General features: G+C 52.8%; 14 protein-coding genes. 6 read left to right on the top strand and 8 right to left on the bottom strand.

Annotated elements, in window-relative coordinates; genetic code table 11:
* The first annotated feature begins 135 nt into the window (after window positions 1-135).
* Window positions 136-2,553, top strand: coding sequence for a Smr/MutS family protein (locus IPM52_06675; GenBank protein MBK9291292.1), 2,418 nt, complete (start codon window positions 136-138; stop codon window positions 2,551-2,553).
* A gap of 34 nt (window positions 2,554-2,587) precedes the next feature.
* Here the strand turns inward: IPM52_06675 and IPM52_06670 are convergent, their stop codons facing one another.
* The 5 genes from IPM52_06670 to IPM52_06650 all read right to left on the bottom strand — a co-directional run bounded on the left by IPM52_06670 (window position 2,588) and on the right by IPM52_06650 (window position 9,478).
* Window positions 2,588-3,394 carry an alpha/beta fold hydrolase gene (locus tag IPM52_06670; protein ID MBK9291291.1) on the bottom strand — a complete coding sequence of 269 codons (807 nt, stop codon included), beginning with the start codon at window positions 3,392-3,394 and terminating at the stop codon, window positions 2,588-2,590.
* 150 nt (window positions 3,395-3,544) lie between these two features.
* The gene (locus tag IPM52_06665; GenBank protein ID MBK9291290.1) at window positions 3,545-4,264 is read right to left on the bottom strand and encodes a queuosine precursor transporter; all 720 of its coding nucleotides are present in this window, start codon (window positions 4,262-4,264) and stop codon (window positions 3,545-3,547) included.
* A 68-nt stretch (window positions 4,265-4,332) separates the two neighbouring features.
* Window positions 4,333-5,508 (bottom strand): acyl-CoA dehydrogenase family protein, encoded by a 1,176-nt coding sequence (locus IPM52_06660; protein MBK9291289.1) that lies wholly within the window; start codon window positions 5,506-5,508, stop codon window positions 4,333-4,335.
* Window positions 5,509-5,524: 16 nt separating this feature from the next.
* Window positions 5,525-6,682 carry a response regulator gene (locus IPM52_06655; GenBank protein MBK9291288.1) on the bottom strand — a complete coding sequence of 386 codons (1,158 nt, stop codon included), beginning with the start codon at window positions 6,680-6,682 and terminating at the stop codon, window positions 5,525-5,527.
* Window positions 6,683-6,697: 15 nt separating this feature from the next.
* Window positions 6,698-9,478, bottom strand: a complete 2,781-nt coding sequence (locus tag IPM52_06650) for a tetratricopeptide repeat protein (protein ID MBK9291287.1) — start codon at window positions 9,476-9,478, stop codon at window positions 6,698-6,700.
* A gap of 249 nt (window positions 9,479-9,727) precedes the next feature.
* On the opposite strand from IPM52_06650, the gene msrB reads away from it, so the two are divergent.
* Window positions 9,728-10,126 carry a peptide-methionine (R)-S-oxide reductase MsrB gene (gene msrB, locus IPM52_06645; protein ID MBK9291286.1) on the top strand — a complete coding sequence of 133 codons (399 nt, stop codon included), beginning with the start codon at window positions 9,728-9,730 and terminating at the stop codon, window positions 10,124-10,126.
* 5 nt (window positions 10,127-10,131) lie between these two features.
* On the opposite strand, the gene IPM52_06640 is transcribed toward msrB, so the two are convergent.
* The 3 genes from IPM52_06640 to IPM52_06630 form a co-directional block, all read right to left on the bottom strand.
* Window positions 10,132-11,763: an alanine:cation symporter family protein gene (locus IPM52_06640; GenBank protein ID MBK9291285.1), complete on the bottom strand. Its 1,632-nt coding sequence runs from the start codon at window positions 11,761-11,763 to the stop codon at window positions 10,132-10,134.
* The gene (locus IPM52_06635; GenBank protein MBK9291284.1) at window positions 11,763-13,163 is read right to left on the bottom strand and encodes a sodium:alanine symporter family protein; all 1,401 of its coding nucleotides are present in this window, start codon (window positions 13,161-13,163) and stop codon (window positions 11,763-11,765) included. The genes IPM52_06640 and IPM52_06635 overlap by 1 nt, the downstream gene beginning before the upstream one ends.
* Window positions 13,164-13,324: 161 nt before the next feature.
* Window positions 13,325-14,605: a DUF2851 family protein gene (locus IPM52_06630; protein ID MBK9291283.1), complete on the bottom strand. Its 1,281-nt coding sequence runs from the start codon at window positions 14,603-14,605 to the stop codon at window positions 13,325-13,327.
* A 158-nt stretch (window positions 14,606-14,763) separates the two neighbouring features.
* On the opposite strand from IPM52_06630, the gene IPM52_06625 reads away from it, so the two are divergent.
* The 4 genes from IPM52_06625 (at window position 14,764) to IPM52_06610 (ending at window position 17,779) form a co-directional block, all read left to right on the top strand.
* Window positions 14,764-15,114: a hypothetical protein gene (locus IPM52_06625; protein MBK9291282.1), complete on the top strand. Its 351-nt coding sequence runs from the start codon at window positions 14,764-14,766 to the stop codon at window positions 15,112-15,114.
* Between the two features lie 10 nt (window positions 15,115-15,124).
* The gene (locus IPM52_06620; protein ID MBK9291281.1) at window positions 15,125-15,409 is read left to right on the top strand and encodes a cell division protein ZapA; all 285 of its coding nucleotides are present in this window, start codon (window positions 15,125-15,127) and stop codon (window positions 15,407-15,409) included.
* A 285-nt stretch (window positions 15,410-15,694) separates the two neighbouring features.
* The gene (gene rny, locus IPM52_06615; GenBank protein ID MBK9291280.1) at window positions 15,695-17,266 is read left to right on the top strand and encodes a ribonuclease Y; all 1,572 of its coding nucleotides are present in this window, start codon (window positions 15,695-15,697) and stop codon (window positions 17,264-17,266) included.
* 33 nt (window positions 17,267-17,299) lie between these two features.
* A complete protein-coding gene (locus IPM52_06610) occupies window positions 17,300-17,779 on the top strand; it encodes a hypothetical protein (GenBank protein ID MBK9291279.1) in 480 nt (159 codons plus the stop codon).
* Window positions 17,780-17,808 lie beyond the last annotated feature (29 nt).

The following is a 17,808-nucleotide window of genomic DNA, read 5'->3' as shown; positions in this document are numbered from 1 at the left end:
TGTTATAGATAGTTCTGGCGAAGTTAAGCTTTAGATGGAAATAATATCACAGGCTGGAGCAGTCGGGTTGTTCATAGGATGGATCAGGCTTCCATGTCGTGAAGGCTGATTACCTTTGCAGCCTAATTCAACTCAGTGATATACCCCGATACCTTTGAGGAAAAATCCGGTTTTGTGCACATCCGGCGGATGCTTCGCAGCCACTGCGTCAGCAATATGGGATTGGAGCTGGCCGATGCGCTGGGTTTCATGACCGGTCTGGAAGATATTCTAATGCACCTCGGCCGGGTGGAAGAGCTCAACCGCCTGATGCAGGCCGGGTTGCCATTTTCGGTGAAGGATTACCTGGATGTGCGGCCTGAATTTCACCGACTCAGGCCGGAGGGCACTGTGATTGAGCTTGAGGCCATGTTTGCCCTGAGGCTGGGACTGATGCAGGCCCGCGAAGCCGTAAAGTTCCTGCAATCCGACCAATCAGCGGCTTATCCGCTGCTGCGCGCTATGGTTGCCCATCTCTACATTAATCCAAAACTGGTAGCCGAACTCAGCCGGCTGATGGACGACCGTGGCGATATTCCCGACCATGCCTCGCCTGCGCTTGCCGAGATCAGGGCCGACATCCGCCGCAAACAAGGGGCTATGGAGCGGAAAATCAGGCAGTTGCTGGGCGAAGCCAAGCAATCGGGCTATACCGACAGCGATGCCGAAATCACCATCCGCAATGGCCGGATGGTCATACCCGTAAGAGCTGCCGACAAAAGAAAAATCAAAGGCTTTGTGCACGATGCCTCAGCCACAGGTCAAACCGTTTTCATCGAGCCGACCGAGGTTTTTGATACCAACAACGAGATCCGCGAACTGGAGTATGCCGAAAGGCGCGAGATCCATCGCATCCTGTCTGCCTTTACCCAGTTGCTTCGGCCCGAGCTGCCCATGATGCATCAGATCTGGCAGTTTCTGGGTGAGCTCGATCTAGTTCACGCCAAAACCAGGCTGATGCACCACATTCAGGGAACCATTCCCCAGGTGCAGGCCCCACCGCTCATCCGATGGCGCCAGGCTGTTCATCCACTGTTGCAGCTCAGCCTCAAAGAACAAGGACGCCAGGCCGTGCCGCTCGATCTGGAACTCGACGAACAGCACCGCATCCTGGTGATATCAGGCCCCAATGCGGGAGGCAAGTCGGTTTGCCTGAAAACCACAGCCCTGCTGCAATACATGCTGCAATGCGGTCTGCCTGTGCCCATGCATCGCGACTCGCAATGTGGTATCTTCCAAAAGATGTTTATCGACATTGGCGACGAGCAGTCGCTCGAAAACGACCTGAGCACCTACAGCTCGCACCTGCGGCATATGAAGACTTTTCTGGACCATGCCGACGAGCAAAGCATCTTTTTTATCGACGAACTGGGCACAGGCACCGAGCCACAAGCCGGGGGTGCCATTGCCGAAGCTGTACTCAGCGCGTTGAATAGAAAAAAAGCTTTTGGTCTGGTTACCACCCACTATGCCAACCTCAAACTGCTGGCCGACCATGAAGAGGGTATGCTCAACGGAGCCATGCTGTTCGACAACAAGCACATGCAGCCTTTGTTTGTGTTGCAGACCGGCAAACCGGGAAGCTCGTTTGCCTTTGAGATTGCAGCCAAAACAGGATTGCCCGAAGCTATCATCAGCCACGCAGCCTCCATCACCGGCCACAGCCAGCTCGATTTTGAGCAGCAGCTGCAGCAGCTCGAAGCCGACAAGCTGGCCATTGCACAAAAGGAGAAAGAGCTTCGCATGGCCGATGAGATGCTTAACGAAGTGATTACCAAATACAAACGCTTGTTGCGGCAGCTCGAAGACCGCAAAAAGGCCATGCTCACCGAGGCAAGCCGCGAGGCCCGTGAACTGATTGACAAGGCCAACAGGAAAATTGAGCAAACCATCAGGGAGATCCGCGAAAGCCAGGCCGAAAAGGAGAGAACCAAACAACTACGCGAGCAGCTTCAGGCTTTCAAGCCGGTAATTGAGCAGGAAACAGCGGAAAAAACCGGGTCAATCAATATTGCTCATGACGAGCAGGTGCCTGCCCTTTCGGATCTGAAAGCCGGTGATATGGTGCGGATTGAAGAGATGGATGTGACCGGCGAGCTGATTCAGATTGACGAGGATACTGCTGTGGTGGCTTTTGGTGGCATCAAGCTGCGCACTTCGCCCGACAAGCTAAGCCCGCTCTCGCGCCGCGAAGCCCGCAAACTGGCTCAGCCGCGACGCATGCGCTCCAGCCAGGTGGTGGCCGACGACATCAACGAAAAAGCAGCCTCGTTCAACCTCACCATCGATGTGCGCGGCAAACGCGCCGAGGAAGCGCTGGAGATGGTTGAGAAATACCTCGACGAAGCCATGTTGCTCAGCATCAAGGAGGTAAGTGTACTTCATGGCAAGGGAAACGGCATCCTGCGCAGGGTGATCAGGGAAAAGCTTAGCAAAATGCCCCACGTAGCCTCCTTTGCCGATGCTACCTTGGAAACAGGCGGGCACGGCATCACCAGAGTTAGGTTGAGGTAATCCTGAAGCTTTAATTCTGCATTGATTCAAAACCTCAGAGCGGTTCGTTGTACCAGTCGGGTTTGCCGGTGAGAAAACCTGAAGCAAGCAGATAAAATTGCTCCGGAGCTTCGGCATGCACCCAGTGCGAAGCGCCCTCGATGGTGATGATCTCGGCAAAGGGGAAGTTTTTGCGGATAAGTGGATAGTCGGAGGGCAGGATGTAGTCGGAATTGCCCCCGCGAATAAACAGGGTTGGCTTGAGAAACTCCAGGTCGGTTTCCACCGTGTCGAACATCTGATGCAGGTTGCTGCGGATGCCTTCGAGGTTCATTTTCCAGGCCAGGCGGTCTTTGTCGAGCCAATGCAGGTTTTTCATTATAAACTGGCGGATGCGCAGGTCGTTGATATTAGTGCCGAGCATGGCTTCAACTTCCGATCTCGACTTAACCATTTCGAAATCAACTGCTAGCATTGCTTCGATGATGGCGGCATGTTGAGGCCGGTGCCCGTAGGAGCGCGGACTGATGTCGGCCACCAGTAGTTTTTTCACCTTCTCAGGCCGCTCCATGGCATAGCGCATACTTACCTTGCCGCCCATGCTGTGCCCTAGAAGAGCGGGCTGCTCAAAACCCAGATCTTCGATCAGCTCGTCGAGGTCTTCGGTGAGCGCGATATAGTTAAAGGTGTCGCTGTGCGGGGAGTTGCCATGGTTGCGCTGGTCGGGAATCACCACATCGAAGCCTTCGTCGGCTATGCGCCGTCCAAAGGTTACCCAGTTGTCCGACAGCCCGAACAGGCCATGCAGAATGATAAGTGGTTGTGCGCCAGTGTCTCCGTAGCGACGGAAGAACAGTTTCATTCCATACGATTTTGGGCTGCAAAGTTAGGCAAATGCCCGTCAGACTTTACTTCCCTGATTTTCTGGTTAGGGCTGCGCACACAGAATGAAATCAGCATATTTGGCTGATTAGGCGAAAGTTAAGGGCTGTCGGCACATCGTTTCCGGGGTTCAATCATCCAGATTCAGTTCGGCACCGTGTCCTTTGAGGCCAAAGAACCTCCGCAGGCCATACACGCCGAGGTAAGCAAACGGGGTGTCGAAGAGGGCGACCAAAGCCTTGAAGAGGAAACCGTTGCCCAACAGTTTCGGAAAAAGCTCCCAGTCGATCACACCAAAGGAGCAAAGCAGAAACAGCACGGTGAAGGTATCCACAAACTGGCTTGTGAACGTGCTCAGGTTGTTGCGCAGCCAGAGGTGCCTGCCTTTGGTCACTTTTTTCCAGAAATGAAATACCTGCACATCAATGAATTGTGCGGCAAGGTAGGCGGCCAGCGAGGCGGCCACGGCAAGAAAGGTAAAACCAAAAGCCTTTTTGAACTCCGCATCGCTCAATGGCGACCATTCGGTAGCAGGCGCCAGGGTGGAAACGATGACGATGAACAAAGCAAATGCCGAAGCAAAAATACCGGCAATGACCAGGAAATTCGCCCTGCGCCGGCCATAGACTTCCGAGACAATATCGGTAACAAGAAATGTGACCGGATAGGCGATGATGCCCACACTCAGCTCGAACCTGAACAGGCCCATTGGATTCCAGAAGAAAAATTTCTGGAAGATCAGGTTGCTGGTTACCAGGGCAGTAATGAACAGCGCGCCGAGGATGAGGTACAGCATTTCGGCACGGCCGCGCAGCCAGGGGCTTAGTTGGGTAGGGGATTGGTGAGGCATCTTCAAGAAATAAGCCATAAAACACCTCCCGCACGCCTTGGTTCAGGAGGTGTTAAAAAAATGCTGTTTTATTTGTAGGCAGCAATGCCGGTGATGTCGTGACCCGTAATCAGCAGGTGAACATCGTGTGTGCCTTCGTAGGTGATCACCGATTCGAGGTTCATCATGTGGCGCATCATCGGAAAGTCGTTGGTGATGCCCATGGCTCCCAGCACCTGGCGCATTTCGCGGGCGATGTGCAGCGCCATGGCCACGTTGTTGCGTTTGGCCATCGAGATTTGTGCCGGTGTGGCCTTACCTTCGTTGCGCAGGGTTCCCAGGCGCCAGGCCAGCAGCTGGGCTTTGGTGATTTCGGTGATGGCTTCGGCCAGTTTCTTTTGCTGCAGCTGGAAGCTTGCGATTGGTTTGCCAAACTGATGGCGTTCGAGGCTGTATTGCAAGGCGGTGTCGTAGCAGTCCATTGCGGCGCCAATCACCCCCCAGGCGATGCCATAACGGGCTGAGCTTAGGCAGCTTAGCGGTCCGCGAAGCCCTTTCACACCTGGCAAGAGGTTTTCTTTGGGTACGCGCACATTGTCGAAAACCAGTTCGCCTGTCACCGAGGCTCGCAGCGACCATTTGCCGTGGGTTTCGGGCGCTGTAAAGCCTTCCATGCCTTTTTCGACCAGCAAGCCACGCACCACGCCTTCTTCGTCTTTGGCCCACACCACTGCCACGTCGGCTATTGCGCTGTTTGTGATCCACATCTTGGCGCCATTGAGCAGGTAGTGGTCGCCCTGGTCAGTAAAGCGGGTGAGCATGCTTCCCGGATCCGAGCCGTGGTTGGGTTCGGTTAGCCCAAAACAGCCCACCAGCTCGCCAGTGGCAAGTTTTGGCAAAAACTTACGACGTTGCTCTTCGGTGCCATAAGCCCAGATGGGATACATGACCAGCGAGGTTTGCACCGATGCCATCGACCGCACCCCCGAATCGCCACGCTCGAGCTCCTGCATGATGAGGCCGTAGGCGATGTAATCCATGCCAGCACCACCGTATTCCTGTGGAATAAACGGGCCAAAAGCTCCGATGGCCCCCAGCTCGCCGATCAGATGCCGGGGGAAAACGGCTTTTTCATAATTCTCCTCAATGAAAGGCTTGACTGACCGGTCCACCCAGTCGCGAACAGCCTGTCTCACAATCTTGTGCTCATCGGTAAGCAGGTCGTCCAGCAGATAGTAATCCGGTGCGTTGAAAGTTCGTTGCATATAGAATGGTTTTGGTTTAAATGTCGTTATTGTCTTTTTCGAAAATCAGTTTCACACAACCGTCGCTTCCCTTGTTGCAAAGCTGCATCCGGCCGTTCTGGGCATCGAGGATCAGTTTGACGGCAGCCAGCGAGAGTCCGGTGGTTTCTTCGCTGATGAGCTGCCCGATGAGCATGTGGTCGTTCACGGTTTGAATCAGCTCGTCGGGGAAGTTCATCCCTTTGGTAATCAGGCTTATCGTGGCCTGATTTTCAGTGCTTTCGAGCCGCAGTTGCATCTCCGACTGTCGTGGAAGGTTTGCGCTGGCATGCTCTATCAGAATCCCGAGGCATCGGCGGATCATTTCGGGGTCGATATGTAGCACAACATCCTGCGCATCAACAAAGAGCTCAATCCGTATTTGTTTTTCGGCCAGCAGGGGTGCACACTCGGCCACCGCCATTTCCACGGGAATGTGGGCCAGGGTGGGCATGGTGGTCAATCTGTCGCCATTGCTTTTCAGGCTGGTGATCAGCAAAGCCATTTCGGCAAATCTCGACAGGCGGCCTGCAATCTGACTGAGCATCAACAGTTGTTCGGAAAGTGCACTATCGTTGATGCTGGTTTTAAGAATCTCGGCCATGCCGATGATGCCGCTGAGCGGGCCGCGAAGTTCGTGGCTTATGATGGAGAGGAATTCGCTTTTCGATTTTTCCAGCCGGCTCAGTTGACGCATGGCTGCTTCCAGCTCGCGGGTGCGTTCCCTGACCAGGCTTTCGAGATGCTGGTTCAGGTGCTGCAGCTCTTTCCTCCGGCGATACAACTCAAGGTGGGTATGCACCCGGGCTTTCAGCTCCGCGCTGTTGAAAGGTTTGGTCACATAATCGTTGGCTCCGGTCGAAAATCCCAGCAAAATACTCGACGGATAGTTGCGTGCAGTGAGGAAAATAACCGGTATTCCGGAGGTTTGGGGATTGGTGCGCAGTTCCCGGCACACTGCAAAACCATCCATGCCCGGCATCATGATATCCAGAAGAATCAGGTCGAACTGCTGGTTGGCAACAAGTTCCAGTGCACGTTGTCCGCTGGTGGCAAAGGCAATATCCATGTTGTCGGCCGAAAGGATGTTGGCTACCACCTGAATATTTCGCGAATTATCGTCAACTATCAGGATGCGGGGTTTTGGAGTTTCCATCAGTCAGGTGTTTGTTCAGGCGTTGTGCGTTTGCAGTTTGAGCAGCTGTCCGAATTCGTCGAGCAAAAAGTTGATTTTTTCGATGTCGAATGCATGGGCTGCCTGTGCCAGACTTTGTCCCATTTGCATCAGCTGGGAGCGGTTTCTCAGCTTGCCGAAAGCTTCAAGCTGCCTGGCAAAGGCAGCCACATCCTGCACAAGCTGGGTATCAAGGGCTTTTCTGTATGCGTCAACCAGGGCTTTTTCATCTTCTTTCATCAAATCGAGGTTTAGTTCGGCGCCATTGATCCCGGGTTCTGGCACCACCTTTCCGAATAGGATCTCCGATATTTTTCCTTTGAGCAGGACGAAATCTTCCGGCAGGTTGATAACCATATTGAAGCTGGAGGCAACTTGTTGTTGCAATGGCTGATTCGTGAGAAGAATGTGGATGCACTCGGAAGCATCGTGTGGCAAAGGTTCTGCCTGGTCTCTTATGCGGTCGTCCCACAAGGCAATGCGACAGTTGGGCTGCAGGCAGTGTTTTTGCATTGTAACGGGCTGATCGATCAGGTCGCAGGTGATTCCAAGTTCGCCAAATAGCCCGTCGAGCCTGGCAATCAGTGTATTGTCTGTGCTGAGCAGGACGACTGGTGAGGCGGGTTTATCATCACTTCCCAGCCGGAGCGAGGTGCGGTAGGCAAGGGTTTTTACATCGCGGAAAATGATTTCGAAGGTTGTTCCTTCTCCGGGCTTGCTTGCCACTGCGATGTTGCCGTTCAAAAGCTCAACCAGTCTGCGTGTGATGGTCAGGCCGAGGCCGGTGCCTTTTTGTTTGTCGCCATTGGATTGCGATTGATAGAAGGCATCGAAGATATGGTTGAGGTCGGTGCTATCAATACCCCTGCCGGTATCGCTCACCCTGAGCATGATATCACAGGTGTCTTCGTTTCTTGCCAGCACACTTGCTTCCACCGAGATTTGTCCGCTATCGGTAAATTTCAGGGCATTGCCTATCAGGTTGACCATGATCTGGCGCAGGCTGCCTTCGTGCATCAGAATGATTTCCGGAAAGTCGGGTGAAGTGTCGAACCGCAGGAGGATATTCTTCTGAAATGCCTGAAGTTCGAAGATGCGTTTCAGTTCCAGGAAAAGGTTAGTGAGGTTCAATGAGTGCAGTTCGGGCTTCACCTTTCCCGCTTCGATCTTCGACAGGTCGAGGATATCTTCGATGAGCATCAGCAGGCTTCGGCCACTCGAGCGAATGCTGTCGAGGTAGGACAGTTTCACCGGATCGGTAATTTTTTCCGAGAGCAGGTCGGAGAAGCCGATCACCGAATTGAGCGGGGTACGGATCTCGTGGCTCATATTGGCCAGAAACTGGCTTTTGAGCTTATTGTTTTGTTCGGCCTCCTGCTTGGCTTTGAGAAGCTGCTGGTTGTATTCGGCCAGTTGCAGCTGAGCCTGCTCTACTTCCCGGTTTTTCTCTGCGAGGGCTTTCATGGCTTTGTTTTTGCTGAAGAGAAGATGTGCCATCATTACCAGCACCACAACCATGATGATCAGACCTGCCACCACGAGCAGGTTGTAGTCTTTCTGACGCTTAAACTGCAGCTCGGCCAGCATTTTTTCATTTTCAAGCAGGGCGATCTGGCTGTTGGCACGCTCGCGGTTGAAAGTGGCCTGCATCTGAAGCAGCTTGCGTTGTGTGCTCTCGTTCATAATGCTGTCATTGAGCACCCAGGCTTTTTCCAGGTAATTCATCGCCTCACGGTTGTTGCCCAACGCCTGCTCCGTTTTGTATTTAAGTCTGTAAACCTTCATCAGATTCGACCGGTTGTGTGTTTTTTTCGAAAGCCTGATGGCTTCGTCGAGGTGATTTTGTGCGGCTTTTATTTCGCCCCGGTCAAAATAGATTTCAGCTATTTTCAGGTGATTGATGCCCTGATAATAAATGTCGCCAATGAGCTGATTGAGACCCAGACTTAACTCATAGTAGCTCAAGGCTTTGCTTTTGTCGCCTCTGAGCTGGTATATTTCCCCGATATCGTTGTAGCAGATGGCAATGCCACGTTGGGAAGGGATCTCCTGATTCACTTCGAGCGAGAGCATGAAATATTCCAGTGCACGTTCGTTGTCGCCCTGTTGGCGATACACATGCCCGATGTTGTTCAGGTTGATGGCAATGCCAAGCATGTTGTTTCGCTGCTGCTCCTGCCTCAGACATTCCCTGAAATTCAGCATGGCCTCGTCGTAGTTGCCCAGCTCCAGATGAATGTTTCCTAGTCCATTCAGGGCATATACAATCCCATTGGTCAGTCCTGTTTTTTCCGCCAGCAATATGGCTTGCTGATACGATTCGATGGCGAGTTCGTACTTGTCAATACGCCGGTAAATGAGGCCTAAGTTGTTGAGTGCTTGTATGATGCCTTCGTCATGCCTGCCTTTTTGCGCCATTTCGTACTCAAGCTTATGCCAGAAGAGGCTTTCCTGCATCCTGAAATTATTGCGATACTGTTTGCCGAGCATTGCTGCTTTGCCGGCAACGAAACGGCAGTCCTCAGGTGATTTTGCGGCATCTGTTAGCTCTTTTCTCAGGGTGTTTTTCCATGCCTCAGCCGGGCCGTTGAGTTCCAGCTGCATCAGCTGGTCGATGTTCTGGATCAGCTCACTGAGATGGGTAGTATCACTACCAACCTGATGCTGTCCTGCGTCCATAGTGGTGTCGTCCGCCTGCGCAAATGCCTTTTCGCCTGCGAAAAAAAATGTCAGGAGCACAAAGGTTGCAAACAAGAATGGGGCAAAGGGCCTGGACATGCCTGGGTCGAGCTGTGTTGGAGTATGCTGACAAATATACAAAAAGCTATATCTTAGCTAACATCCGCCAAGGCACGCAGTTTGGTGAACAAGAACTTAGCGTCATTCGTTTTATAGGCAAATCATCTGTTCATGTTGTGGCTGTTTTCGCTCATCATTACTCTTGCTTCTATGCAGGCTTGCGGCACGAGCCGGAGGCAGGCTGCCCAGCCAGCCGGGAATGAACATGAAATTCAAATTAATACAGATATGATCAAGCGCATTGAAAAAACCGAAGCCGAATGGCTGGCCGAACTGGGTCCGGAGCGCTACCGCATTATGCGTCAATGCAGCACGGAGCCACCTTTCACAGGTAAGTACTGGAACCACAAGGAAAAAGGCAGCTATCACTGTGCCGGATGCGGCGCCGAGCTTTTCTCGTCCGACACAAAATACGATTCTGGCTCGGGCTGGCCGAGTTTTTTTGCAGCTGTGGACAAAAAGCGCATCAAAGAATTGCCCGATACCAGCTATGGAATGTTTCGTACCGAGATCAAATGTGCGGCATGCGATGGCCACCTCGGGCATGTCTTTACCGACGGGCCGCGACCTACCGGGCTGCGATATTGCGTCAATTCGGCGAGCATCACCTTTAAACCGGCTCCCTGATTACTCTATCTGACAACCGCTTTGCTTTCCCTGATTTTTTCCAGGTAGTTTTTCAAATCCGATTTTATCTCAGGCGCCAGGATATAAAGGCCCAGGATGTTTGGCAATGCCATGCACAGGATCATCATGTCCGAAAAATCCATCACCGGGCCAAGGTCGCTGCTGGTGCCTACCACGATACAAAACAGGAAAAACAGATTGAATGCCTGGCCGGCAACCTGTCGGGTGCCAAACAGGCGCTGGCTCAGTGAGCCAAAAAGAAAGTCGAAGCCTTTAAGGCCGTAGTACGACCACGATATCATGGTGCTGAAAGCAAACAGGGTAACGGCGACCAGCAAAACATAGGGAAACCACCATATGACCGAACCATATGCGGCAGTGGTGAGCTGCACGCCCTGAAGGCTGTTGTTGGTGTCGAGGCCGGAAAAGATGATTACCAGGGCTGTCATGGTACAGATGACCACTGTGTCAACGAAAGGTTCAAGCAAGGCCACGATGCCTTCGCTCACCGGTTCGCTGGTTCGGGCAGCTGAATGGGCGATGCTTGCCGAGCCGATACCGGCCTCGTTGGAAAAAGCGCCTCGCTGGAAGCCGTAGATCAACACCCCGATAAACCCTCCCCGCATGGCATCGGCATCGAACGCACCATACCAGATGTGTTTCATCGCCTCGGGCAGATAATCCAGATGCAAGCCAATGATCACCAACGAAGCAATCACATACAGTGCTGCCATGAAAGGCACGATGCGCGATGTAACCCTTGCGATGCTCCGGATGCCGCCCACAATCACCAGCCCGACGAGCAAGGCCATGGCCAGGCCATACCAAAACCCGTTGCCGCGCAAAACCGGAAAAAAGATAGCCGTTTGCTCAAATGCCTGATTGGCCTGAAGCATGTTGCCGCCCCCAACAGCCCCGCCTACGACCATTACTGAAAAAATGACTGAAAGCACATACCCCGTTTTCTTTAATCCTCTGGCTGCCAGCCCATCGCGCAGGTAATACATGGCGCCGCCGGATACCCGGCCCGATTCGTCAATCCTTCGGTATTTCAAACCTAGGGTACATTCGGCAAATTTGAGCGACATGCCCAGCAGACCTGCCAGAATCATCCATACCGTTGCCCCGGGACCTCCAACCGACACGGCCACAGCCACCCCTGCAATGTTTCCTAAGCCTACAGTGGCCGAGAGTGCAGTAGTAAGCGCCTGAAAATGACTTACTTCCCCTTTATCATCCCGCTTCGCAAACCTGCCGCGAAGCAAACTGAAAGCATGGCCAAATGCCCGGATATTGACAAACCTCAGAAAGAGGGTGAAGAAAAGCCCTCCGGCCATGAGCCATACCACGATGAGCTTGAGCGGCGCCTTAACCACATTGCCGTCTTGGTCGAGCACCGGACTTCCGTCGGCATGGTATTGCACGGGGTCGTAGATGCCGGCGGCTTCAAAAGGATCCCAGAAAAGTATTTCCGACAAGCCCTGCACGAGCGGGGTAAAAGCCTTATTGATGCGTGCACCCGGGCTGTTTGGCTCCCTGGCGAGGCTATCGGCAGGCGGTGCGGCATAAGCCCCGGGACCTGTCAGCGACATCGCAGCAACAAACAAAACAAGCCAGAACAAACGGCTCAGAGGCATCACTTTCCGCTTTTGGTCTTTTTGATTGCTTCGAAATAGGCCTTTGTTTCGTTAACTACTACCCCCGAAAGCAGCAACAGGGCTATCAGGTTCGGAATGGTCATGAAAGTAATCACCATGTCCACAAAGTGCCACACAATATCCAGTCCCCAAACCGAGCCAAAAAACACGAACAGGGCATACAGATATAGGAAAGGCTTCACGGCATGCTCGCCAATCAGGTAGATGGCAGCGCGCGAGCCGTAATAGGACCAGCTGATGATGGTGGAAAAGGCAAAGAGCAGGATGCCCAGGGTGATGATGTGTCCTCCCATCCCGTCGATACCAAAGCGATGCAGCCCAGTGTTCATAGCTTCCACGGTCATGCCTACCCCTTTTAGTCCGCTTTGCCAGGCATCGGTTACGATGATCATCAGGGCGGTCATGGTGCAGATAATGATGGTGTCGATCATGGGCTCGAGCAGCGCAACCACACCTTCGCGTGCGGGATACTTTGTTTTTGCAGCAGCATGGGCAATGGGGGCTGAGCCCTGTCCGGCCTCGTTGCTGAACAAACCGCGACGTACTCCCCAGATCATGGTCATAATGAATGTGCTGCCCACAAAACCCCCGGTGGCTCCTGTGCCGGTGAATGCGCCTTCAAAAATCATCGCAAATGCGCGGGGGATGTGGTCGTATTCCGAAATGATCACCGTCAATGCTGCAGCCACGTATATGATGGCCATAATCGGCACCAGCCTCGAGGTTACCTCGCCAAGGCGTTTAATTCCGCCAACAATAACCAGAAGGACAAGCGCTGTGATGATGCTCCCTGAAAGCCATACCGGCACGCTGTAGCTTGTTAGAAGTGCATCGGCAATGGAATTGGATTGAGCCATATTGCCCGTGCCTAACGAACAAAGTACGGTGGCTGAGGCAAAAACCAATGCCAAGACTTTTGCCCAGCGCCCAAGCTTGTCGCGCAACCCGTACTCCATATAATACATCGGGCCTCCCGAAACGGTGCCGTCGCTGTTGAATTTCCTGTATTTCTGAGCCAGGGTTACTTCAGAATATTTGAGCATCATGCCCAGCAGCCCGGTGATCCACATCCAGAAAACAGCGCCCGGACCGCCCAGATATATGGCCAGAGCTACACCCACAATGTTGCCGGTGCCCACTGTGGCCGAAAGGGCTGTAGTAAGCGCCTTGAAGTGGTTGACATCGCCCTCGGCCCCTTTGACGTCATACTTTCCCTGAACTACCCTGATGGCATGCCCGATCTTGGTCAGGTTGATGAAACGCAGTTTAATCATAAACCATAAACCGGTGGGAATCAGCATGGCCAGGATGAGGTAGCCACCCACGTAATCGTTATACCATTGTATTCCGCTGTCGATAAGTTCCAGAATGTGTTGCATGCAGCTGTGGTTTTTGGGATTTCTGATTCGTCAACAGGCCGGAATGCCTGCCGTAAGCGGCAAATTTGAAAAAAATGTTCGGGCTTACCAAAATAAAGCAGGATCGAATCAGCTAAATGTTTCAGGCTGCATGAAAGCGCGCCGGTCAACGTGATGTTTTGTCAGTTTCCCAAACTGCTGTTGCGGATGAGCAGGCTGCCAATCCGGCATTCGAGGCACTGACGGGGAGCACAATAGTAGCGGTGCAAATGCAGGAGGGCTTGCGAATGCAATGCATTCGTGGCAGTTATCCCGGCTTCAGAAAATCGTCTTGTAAGATTGTTGTTCTCGGCGGGCAATTGCTCGAGCAGCATCATGGCCCGGTCTTTATGCGTTTCGTCCTTGTGTGCATATCCATAGGCAAACAGCACCCGGGCAACGGTATTGATCATGATGAGCCGGATGGCATCTTCCCCGATGATTTTTTTCCTTGCCGGTGAGGGTTCTCCGGGCCGGTAATGGGTTTGCCAGTACTGGCTTGTTTCCACGCCAAACATCTCCGAAAGTTTCTCCGGTGGTTCAGCGAGCACTCTGGAAAATATTCTTCCGTGCTTGTGCACAAGCATGGCCGCCTGCGCCATGCGTATGGTAGGAAAGTTGGCCGGTCGCATGCGCATGAATTTCCATGCGGAGGCCTGCATGGTTTTGAGGTTGTATTTGGATTTCAGGAAATTATACTCAGCATTTAATTTCGCCATGTACTCATCAGTCGGTTCGGCCGGAAGCAGTCCGGCCACGCCAAGCAGCAGCGCTTCAAGCTGGTGCAGCTGGTCGGCATGCCTGAGCATAAGGTTGAATGGCAATGCGCGGCCCAATAGCTCAAAGGCTTCCTGATTCACTTTGAAGCCCAGGTTGATAAGCAGCAGGCGCCAGAAGGTTTCTTCCCAGTCGAACTGGGTGCTTGAGGCGAGCTCCAGCACAACCTGTGTTTTGTCTTCCAGACGTTCGGTAGCCATGCGGTCGAGCCAGGCCAGCCAGGTGAAACGCTGAACCGATGGGGCAAGTCTGGCGCAAGGCAGCCAGGCACGGCTGTCGGTAAAACGCCTGTAGTTGAGCAGCAAATGTTCGTCGAAACATCCTTTTACCTGCAGCGTCGGGATAGGGTTGCGCGAACGGTCGTACACTTTTTTGTCTTCCTGATACACCAGGTGCAATACCACATTCTCATAAGCCGGGTCGGTATCGTGCCCGTGTTTGTACCAGTCGGAGGCATTGATGTGCATCTCCACACTCCCGGCCCATAAGGTCGGCCCGATGCGGATGCGGGCCTGGGCAAAATCAGGACCTGCATCGTGATTCCGTATGCCGGGGTAAATCACCTCAATTGGTTGACCATCAGTGGTCTGCAGTGGTGGGCGCAACAATTTCTGTTCCCACAAATAAATCAGAAAGAGCTCATTCATAATGTGTTCACATTGGCTCGTACGGTTGGCTCCGGTATCAAAGCTAAAACGAAAATGGCAGAAAGCAGGCCGGGTGGCCCGAAATAATTCGGTCCGTCCGATATGGCAAATTTGCGGATGTCTGCTTCATGCTGATTTTCAGTTGGATGCAGAATAACTTGCGTAAGCTGTCATACTTATGTACATTTGCAATTGGTATTGAACAAAGTTTTTTTTGCAAGATGGCGCAAACCGGCATTCTCCTTGCGGGAATTGAGCTGAAGCTGCGAAAGCTCCTCCTGGCGCACGAGCAGCTAAAAGCGCAAAACGCAGCGATGCTTGCCGAACTTGATGCCCTCAGGCAGGAAAACCGGCGTTTGTTAACAGAAGTTGAACAATTAAAAGCGGATAACACCATAAAAGTCATGGCCAATGCGTTTGGCACTGACAAAGAAATTGAAGAAGGAAGAAAAAAGATTCAGTTACTGATGCGGGATATAGAACAATGTATAGCATTGATAAACAGTTAGATGGAGTAAAGTGGCAGATGAACTTTCGATAAATATCAATATAGCCGACCGGCCATATCGCCTTTCGATCCAGCGACAGGAAGAGGAGGTGGTGCGTCGTGCAGCAGCTGCCATCAACGAGAGTGTGCGCACCTATGCAAGTCAGGTGGCATACAAGGACAGGCAGGATCTGCTGGCCATGACAGCCTTGCAGTTTGCGGTATCGGCCATACAACTCGAATCGGAGCTCAAGTTCAGAGACCATCATCTGACCGATAAGCTGATGCAGATTGACCAATTGCTCAGCGGGCAATAGGGTAGTTTGTTTGATGCGGCATTGTTCCATCGTTCTTTGAAGATAAGCACCCGCCTCAATCGATGTGATTGTAAACTCAACATTACAACCATTCCGGGAATGCTCTGTCGGACAAAAACAGGCCTCGACCCTTCGGGGTGCCAGCCCACGGGCCGGCCAGTGGAAGTTTGCGTGCGCAGGCGCCCAAAACCTGTCGTAAAGGAGTTTACCAACTCCTGAATTGAGCGGGTGCCTTTTTTTCTTTCCTTCTTCCATATAACCAAACATTTAACAACGAATCAGAAAATGGAAGCAGGAATCATCATCAACATTGTGCTCTTCATCCTGGGAGGCGGGGCAGGCGTGGCGCTTGCCACCACCGTGCTCCGGAAATCGCTCACACGCAAAAGCGAGGCATTGCTCGAAGAGGCCAAAGAAAAGGCCGAAGTCATCAAAAAAGACAAAATACTTCAGGCCAAGGAAAAATTTCTTCAGCTCAAAGCCGAGCACGACAAAATCGTGGCCGAAAAGAACAAAGATCTGCAGCGCAACGAAAACAGGCTTCAGCAGCGCGAACAGGCGCTGAACCAGAAGATGGAGGAGTTCAACCGGAAGCAGCGCGAAGTGCAGCAGCAAAAACAACAGCTTGACCTGCAGGCCGAGCATCTCCAGCGGCGCAACGAGGAAATAGACCGCATAAAAGAAGAGCTCGGCAAGGTGCAGGAGCAACACTTGCGCCAGCTGGAAATCATCTCGGGCCTTTCGGCCATTGAGGCCAAAGAACAGCTCATCGAGCAGATGAAGGAAGAGGCCAAATCGGAAGCCATGGTCTATATCAAGGAAATTACCGAAGAGGCCAAGCTCACCGCTGCCATGGAAGCCAAGAAAATCGTGGTGGAAACCATTCAGCGCACCGCAGCAGAGCACACCATCGAGAACACCGTCACAGTGTTCAATATCGAAAGCGAAGAAATCAAAGGACGCATCATCGGCCGCGAAGGCCGCAACATCAGGGCGCTTGAAGCCCTCACGGGCGTGGAAATCATCATCGACGACAGTCCGGATGCCATTCTGCTTTCGGGTTTCGACCCGGTGCGCCGCGAAATTGCCCGCCTCTCGCTGCATAAACTCATCACCGATGGGCGCATTCACCCTGCCCGCATTGAGGAGGTGGTACAAAAGACTGAGAAACAAATTGAGCAGGAGATCATCGAAACCGGTAAACGCACGGTCATCGACCTGGGTATCCACAACATGGCCAGCGAGCTCATCCGGATGGTTGGCCGCATGAAATACCGTTCATCCTACGGACAGAACCTGCTTGCACACTCCATCGAGGTTGCCCGCCTGAGCGCTACCATGGCAGCCGAGCTGGGGCTCAATGTCAAGCTGGCAAAACGTGCCGGGCTTTTGCACGATATCGGTAAGATTGCTGAGAGCAACGAGGCCGAACTGCCCCATGCCATCCTGGGGATGAAAATTGCCGAAAAATATAAGGAGAAGCCAGAGGTGTGCAACGCCATAGGCGCCCACCACGACGAGATAGAGATGGAAACCCTCATTGCTCCCATTGTACAGGTGTGCGACGCCATTTCGGGGGCGCGCCCGGGTGCACGCCGCGAGGTTGTGGAAGCCTACATCCAGCGCCTGAAACGCCTCGAAGAGTTAGCTTTGTCGTACGACGGTGTGGTAAAGACCTATGCCATCCAGGCCGGTCGTGAGCTTCGCGTGATTGTGGGTGCCGACCGCATGAGCGACAGCGACGCCGATAAACTGGCTTTTGAACTTTCGAAACGCATCCAGACCGAGATGACTTATCCCGGACAGATAAAAATAACCGTGATTCGTGAAACCCGTGCGGTCAGTTACGCCAAGTAAACCCAATCAATTAATAACCTAAAACCAATTTACATGCGACAAAAAACATTGTTATTGCTGGTTTTGAGCCTGTTCAGCCTGGCGGTGTTTGCCCAGAATCCGGTAGGAAAAGGTGGCAAGCAGGCTAATTTCGGAACGGGCATATCCAGTTGGGGTATTCCGCTTTATTTCGGGATGGACTTCGGCGTGCACGAAGACGTCACTGCCGGATTCGTGGTATCGGCACGTTCGCACCCCGATGTGTTGGTGCTCGGTTTTGCCGGGGTGGGCAACTACCATTTTAACCGCCTTCTGGAGATTCCAAGCGAATGGGACCTTTATGCCGGCCTGAGCCTTGGCTTTTTTGTCTGGAACTGGGACAGCAAGTACACCGGAACGAAGAACTCGCCCCTTGGGCTTGATCTTCAGATTGGCGGAAGATACTTCTGGTCCGATAGCTGGGGTGTAAACCTTGAGTTAGGTGGCGGTAGCGCCATTTCGGGCGGACGTCTCGGGCTGACCAAGAAGTTGTAAAACAACTTTATCCGAAAAAAGCAAGCCGT

Source organism: Bacteroidota bacterium (genome assembly GCA_016715945.1).
Taxonomy (GTDB): Bacteria; Bacteroidota; Bacteroidia; order Bacteroidales; family F082; genus JALNZU01.
Note: the sequence above shows the minus strand (reverse complement) of the source record. Positions and strands in the feature narration are given on the sequence as shown.

Coding starts and splice junctions, on each gene's coding strand:
- IPM52_06655 (MBK9291288.1), bottom strand. CDS start 6,682: ATGGAAACTCCAAAACCCCGCATCCTGATAGTTGACGATAATTCGCGA.
- IPM52_06660 (MBK9291289.1), bottom strand. CDS start 5,508: ATGCAACGAACTTTCAACGCACCGGATTACTATCTGCTGGACGACCTG.
- rny (MBK9291280.1), top strand. CDS start 15,695: ATGGAAGCAGGAATCATCATCAACATTGTGCTCTTCATCCTGGGAGGC.
- IPM52_06650 (MBK9291287.1), bottom strand. CDS start 9,478: ATGTCCAGGCCCTTTGCCCCATTCTTGTTTGCAACCTTTGTGCTCCTG.
- IPM52_06635 (MBK9291284.1), bottom strand. CDS start 13,163: ATGCAACACATTCTGGAACTTATCGACAGCGGAATACAATGGTATAAC.
- IPM52_06665 (MBK9291290.1), bottom strand. CDS start 4,264: ATGCCTCACCAATCCCCTACCCAACTAAGCCCCTGGCTGCGCGGCCGT.
- IPM52_06610 (MBK9291279.1), top strand. CDS start 17,300: ATGCGACAAAAAACATTGTTATTGCTGGTTTTGAGCCTGTTCAGCCTG.
- IPM52_06630 (MBK9291283.1), bottom strand. CDS start 14,605: ATGAATGAGCTCTTTCTGATTTATTTGTGGGAACAGAAATTGTTGCGC.
- IPM52_06640 (MBK9291285.1), bottom strand. CDS start 11,763: ATGCCTCTGAGCCGTTTGTTCTGGCTTGTTTTGTTTGTTGCTGCGATG.
- msrB (MBK9291286.1), top strand. CDS start 9,728: ATGATCAAGCGCATTGAAAAAACCGAAGCCGAATGGCTGGCCGAACTG.
- IPM52_06670 (MBK9291291.1), bottom strand. CDS start 3,394: ATGAAACTGTTCTTCCGTCGCTACGGAGACACTGGCGCACAACCACTT.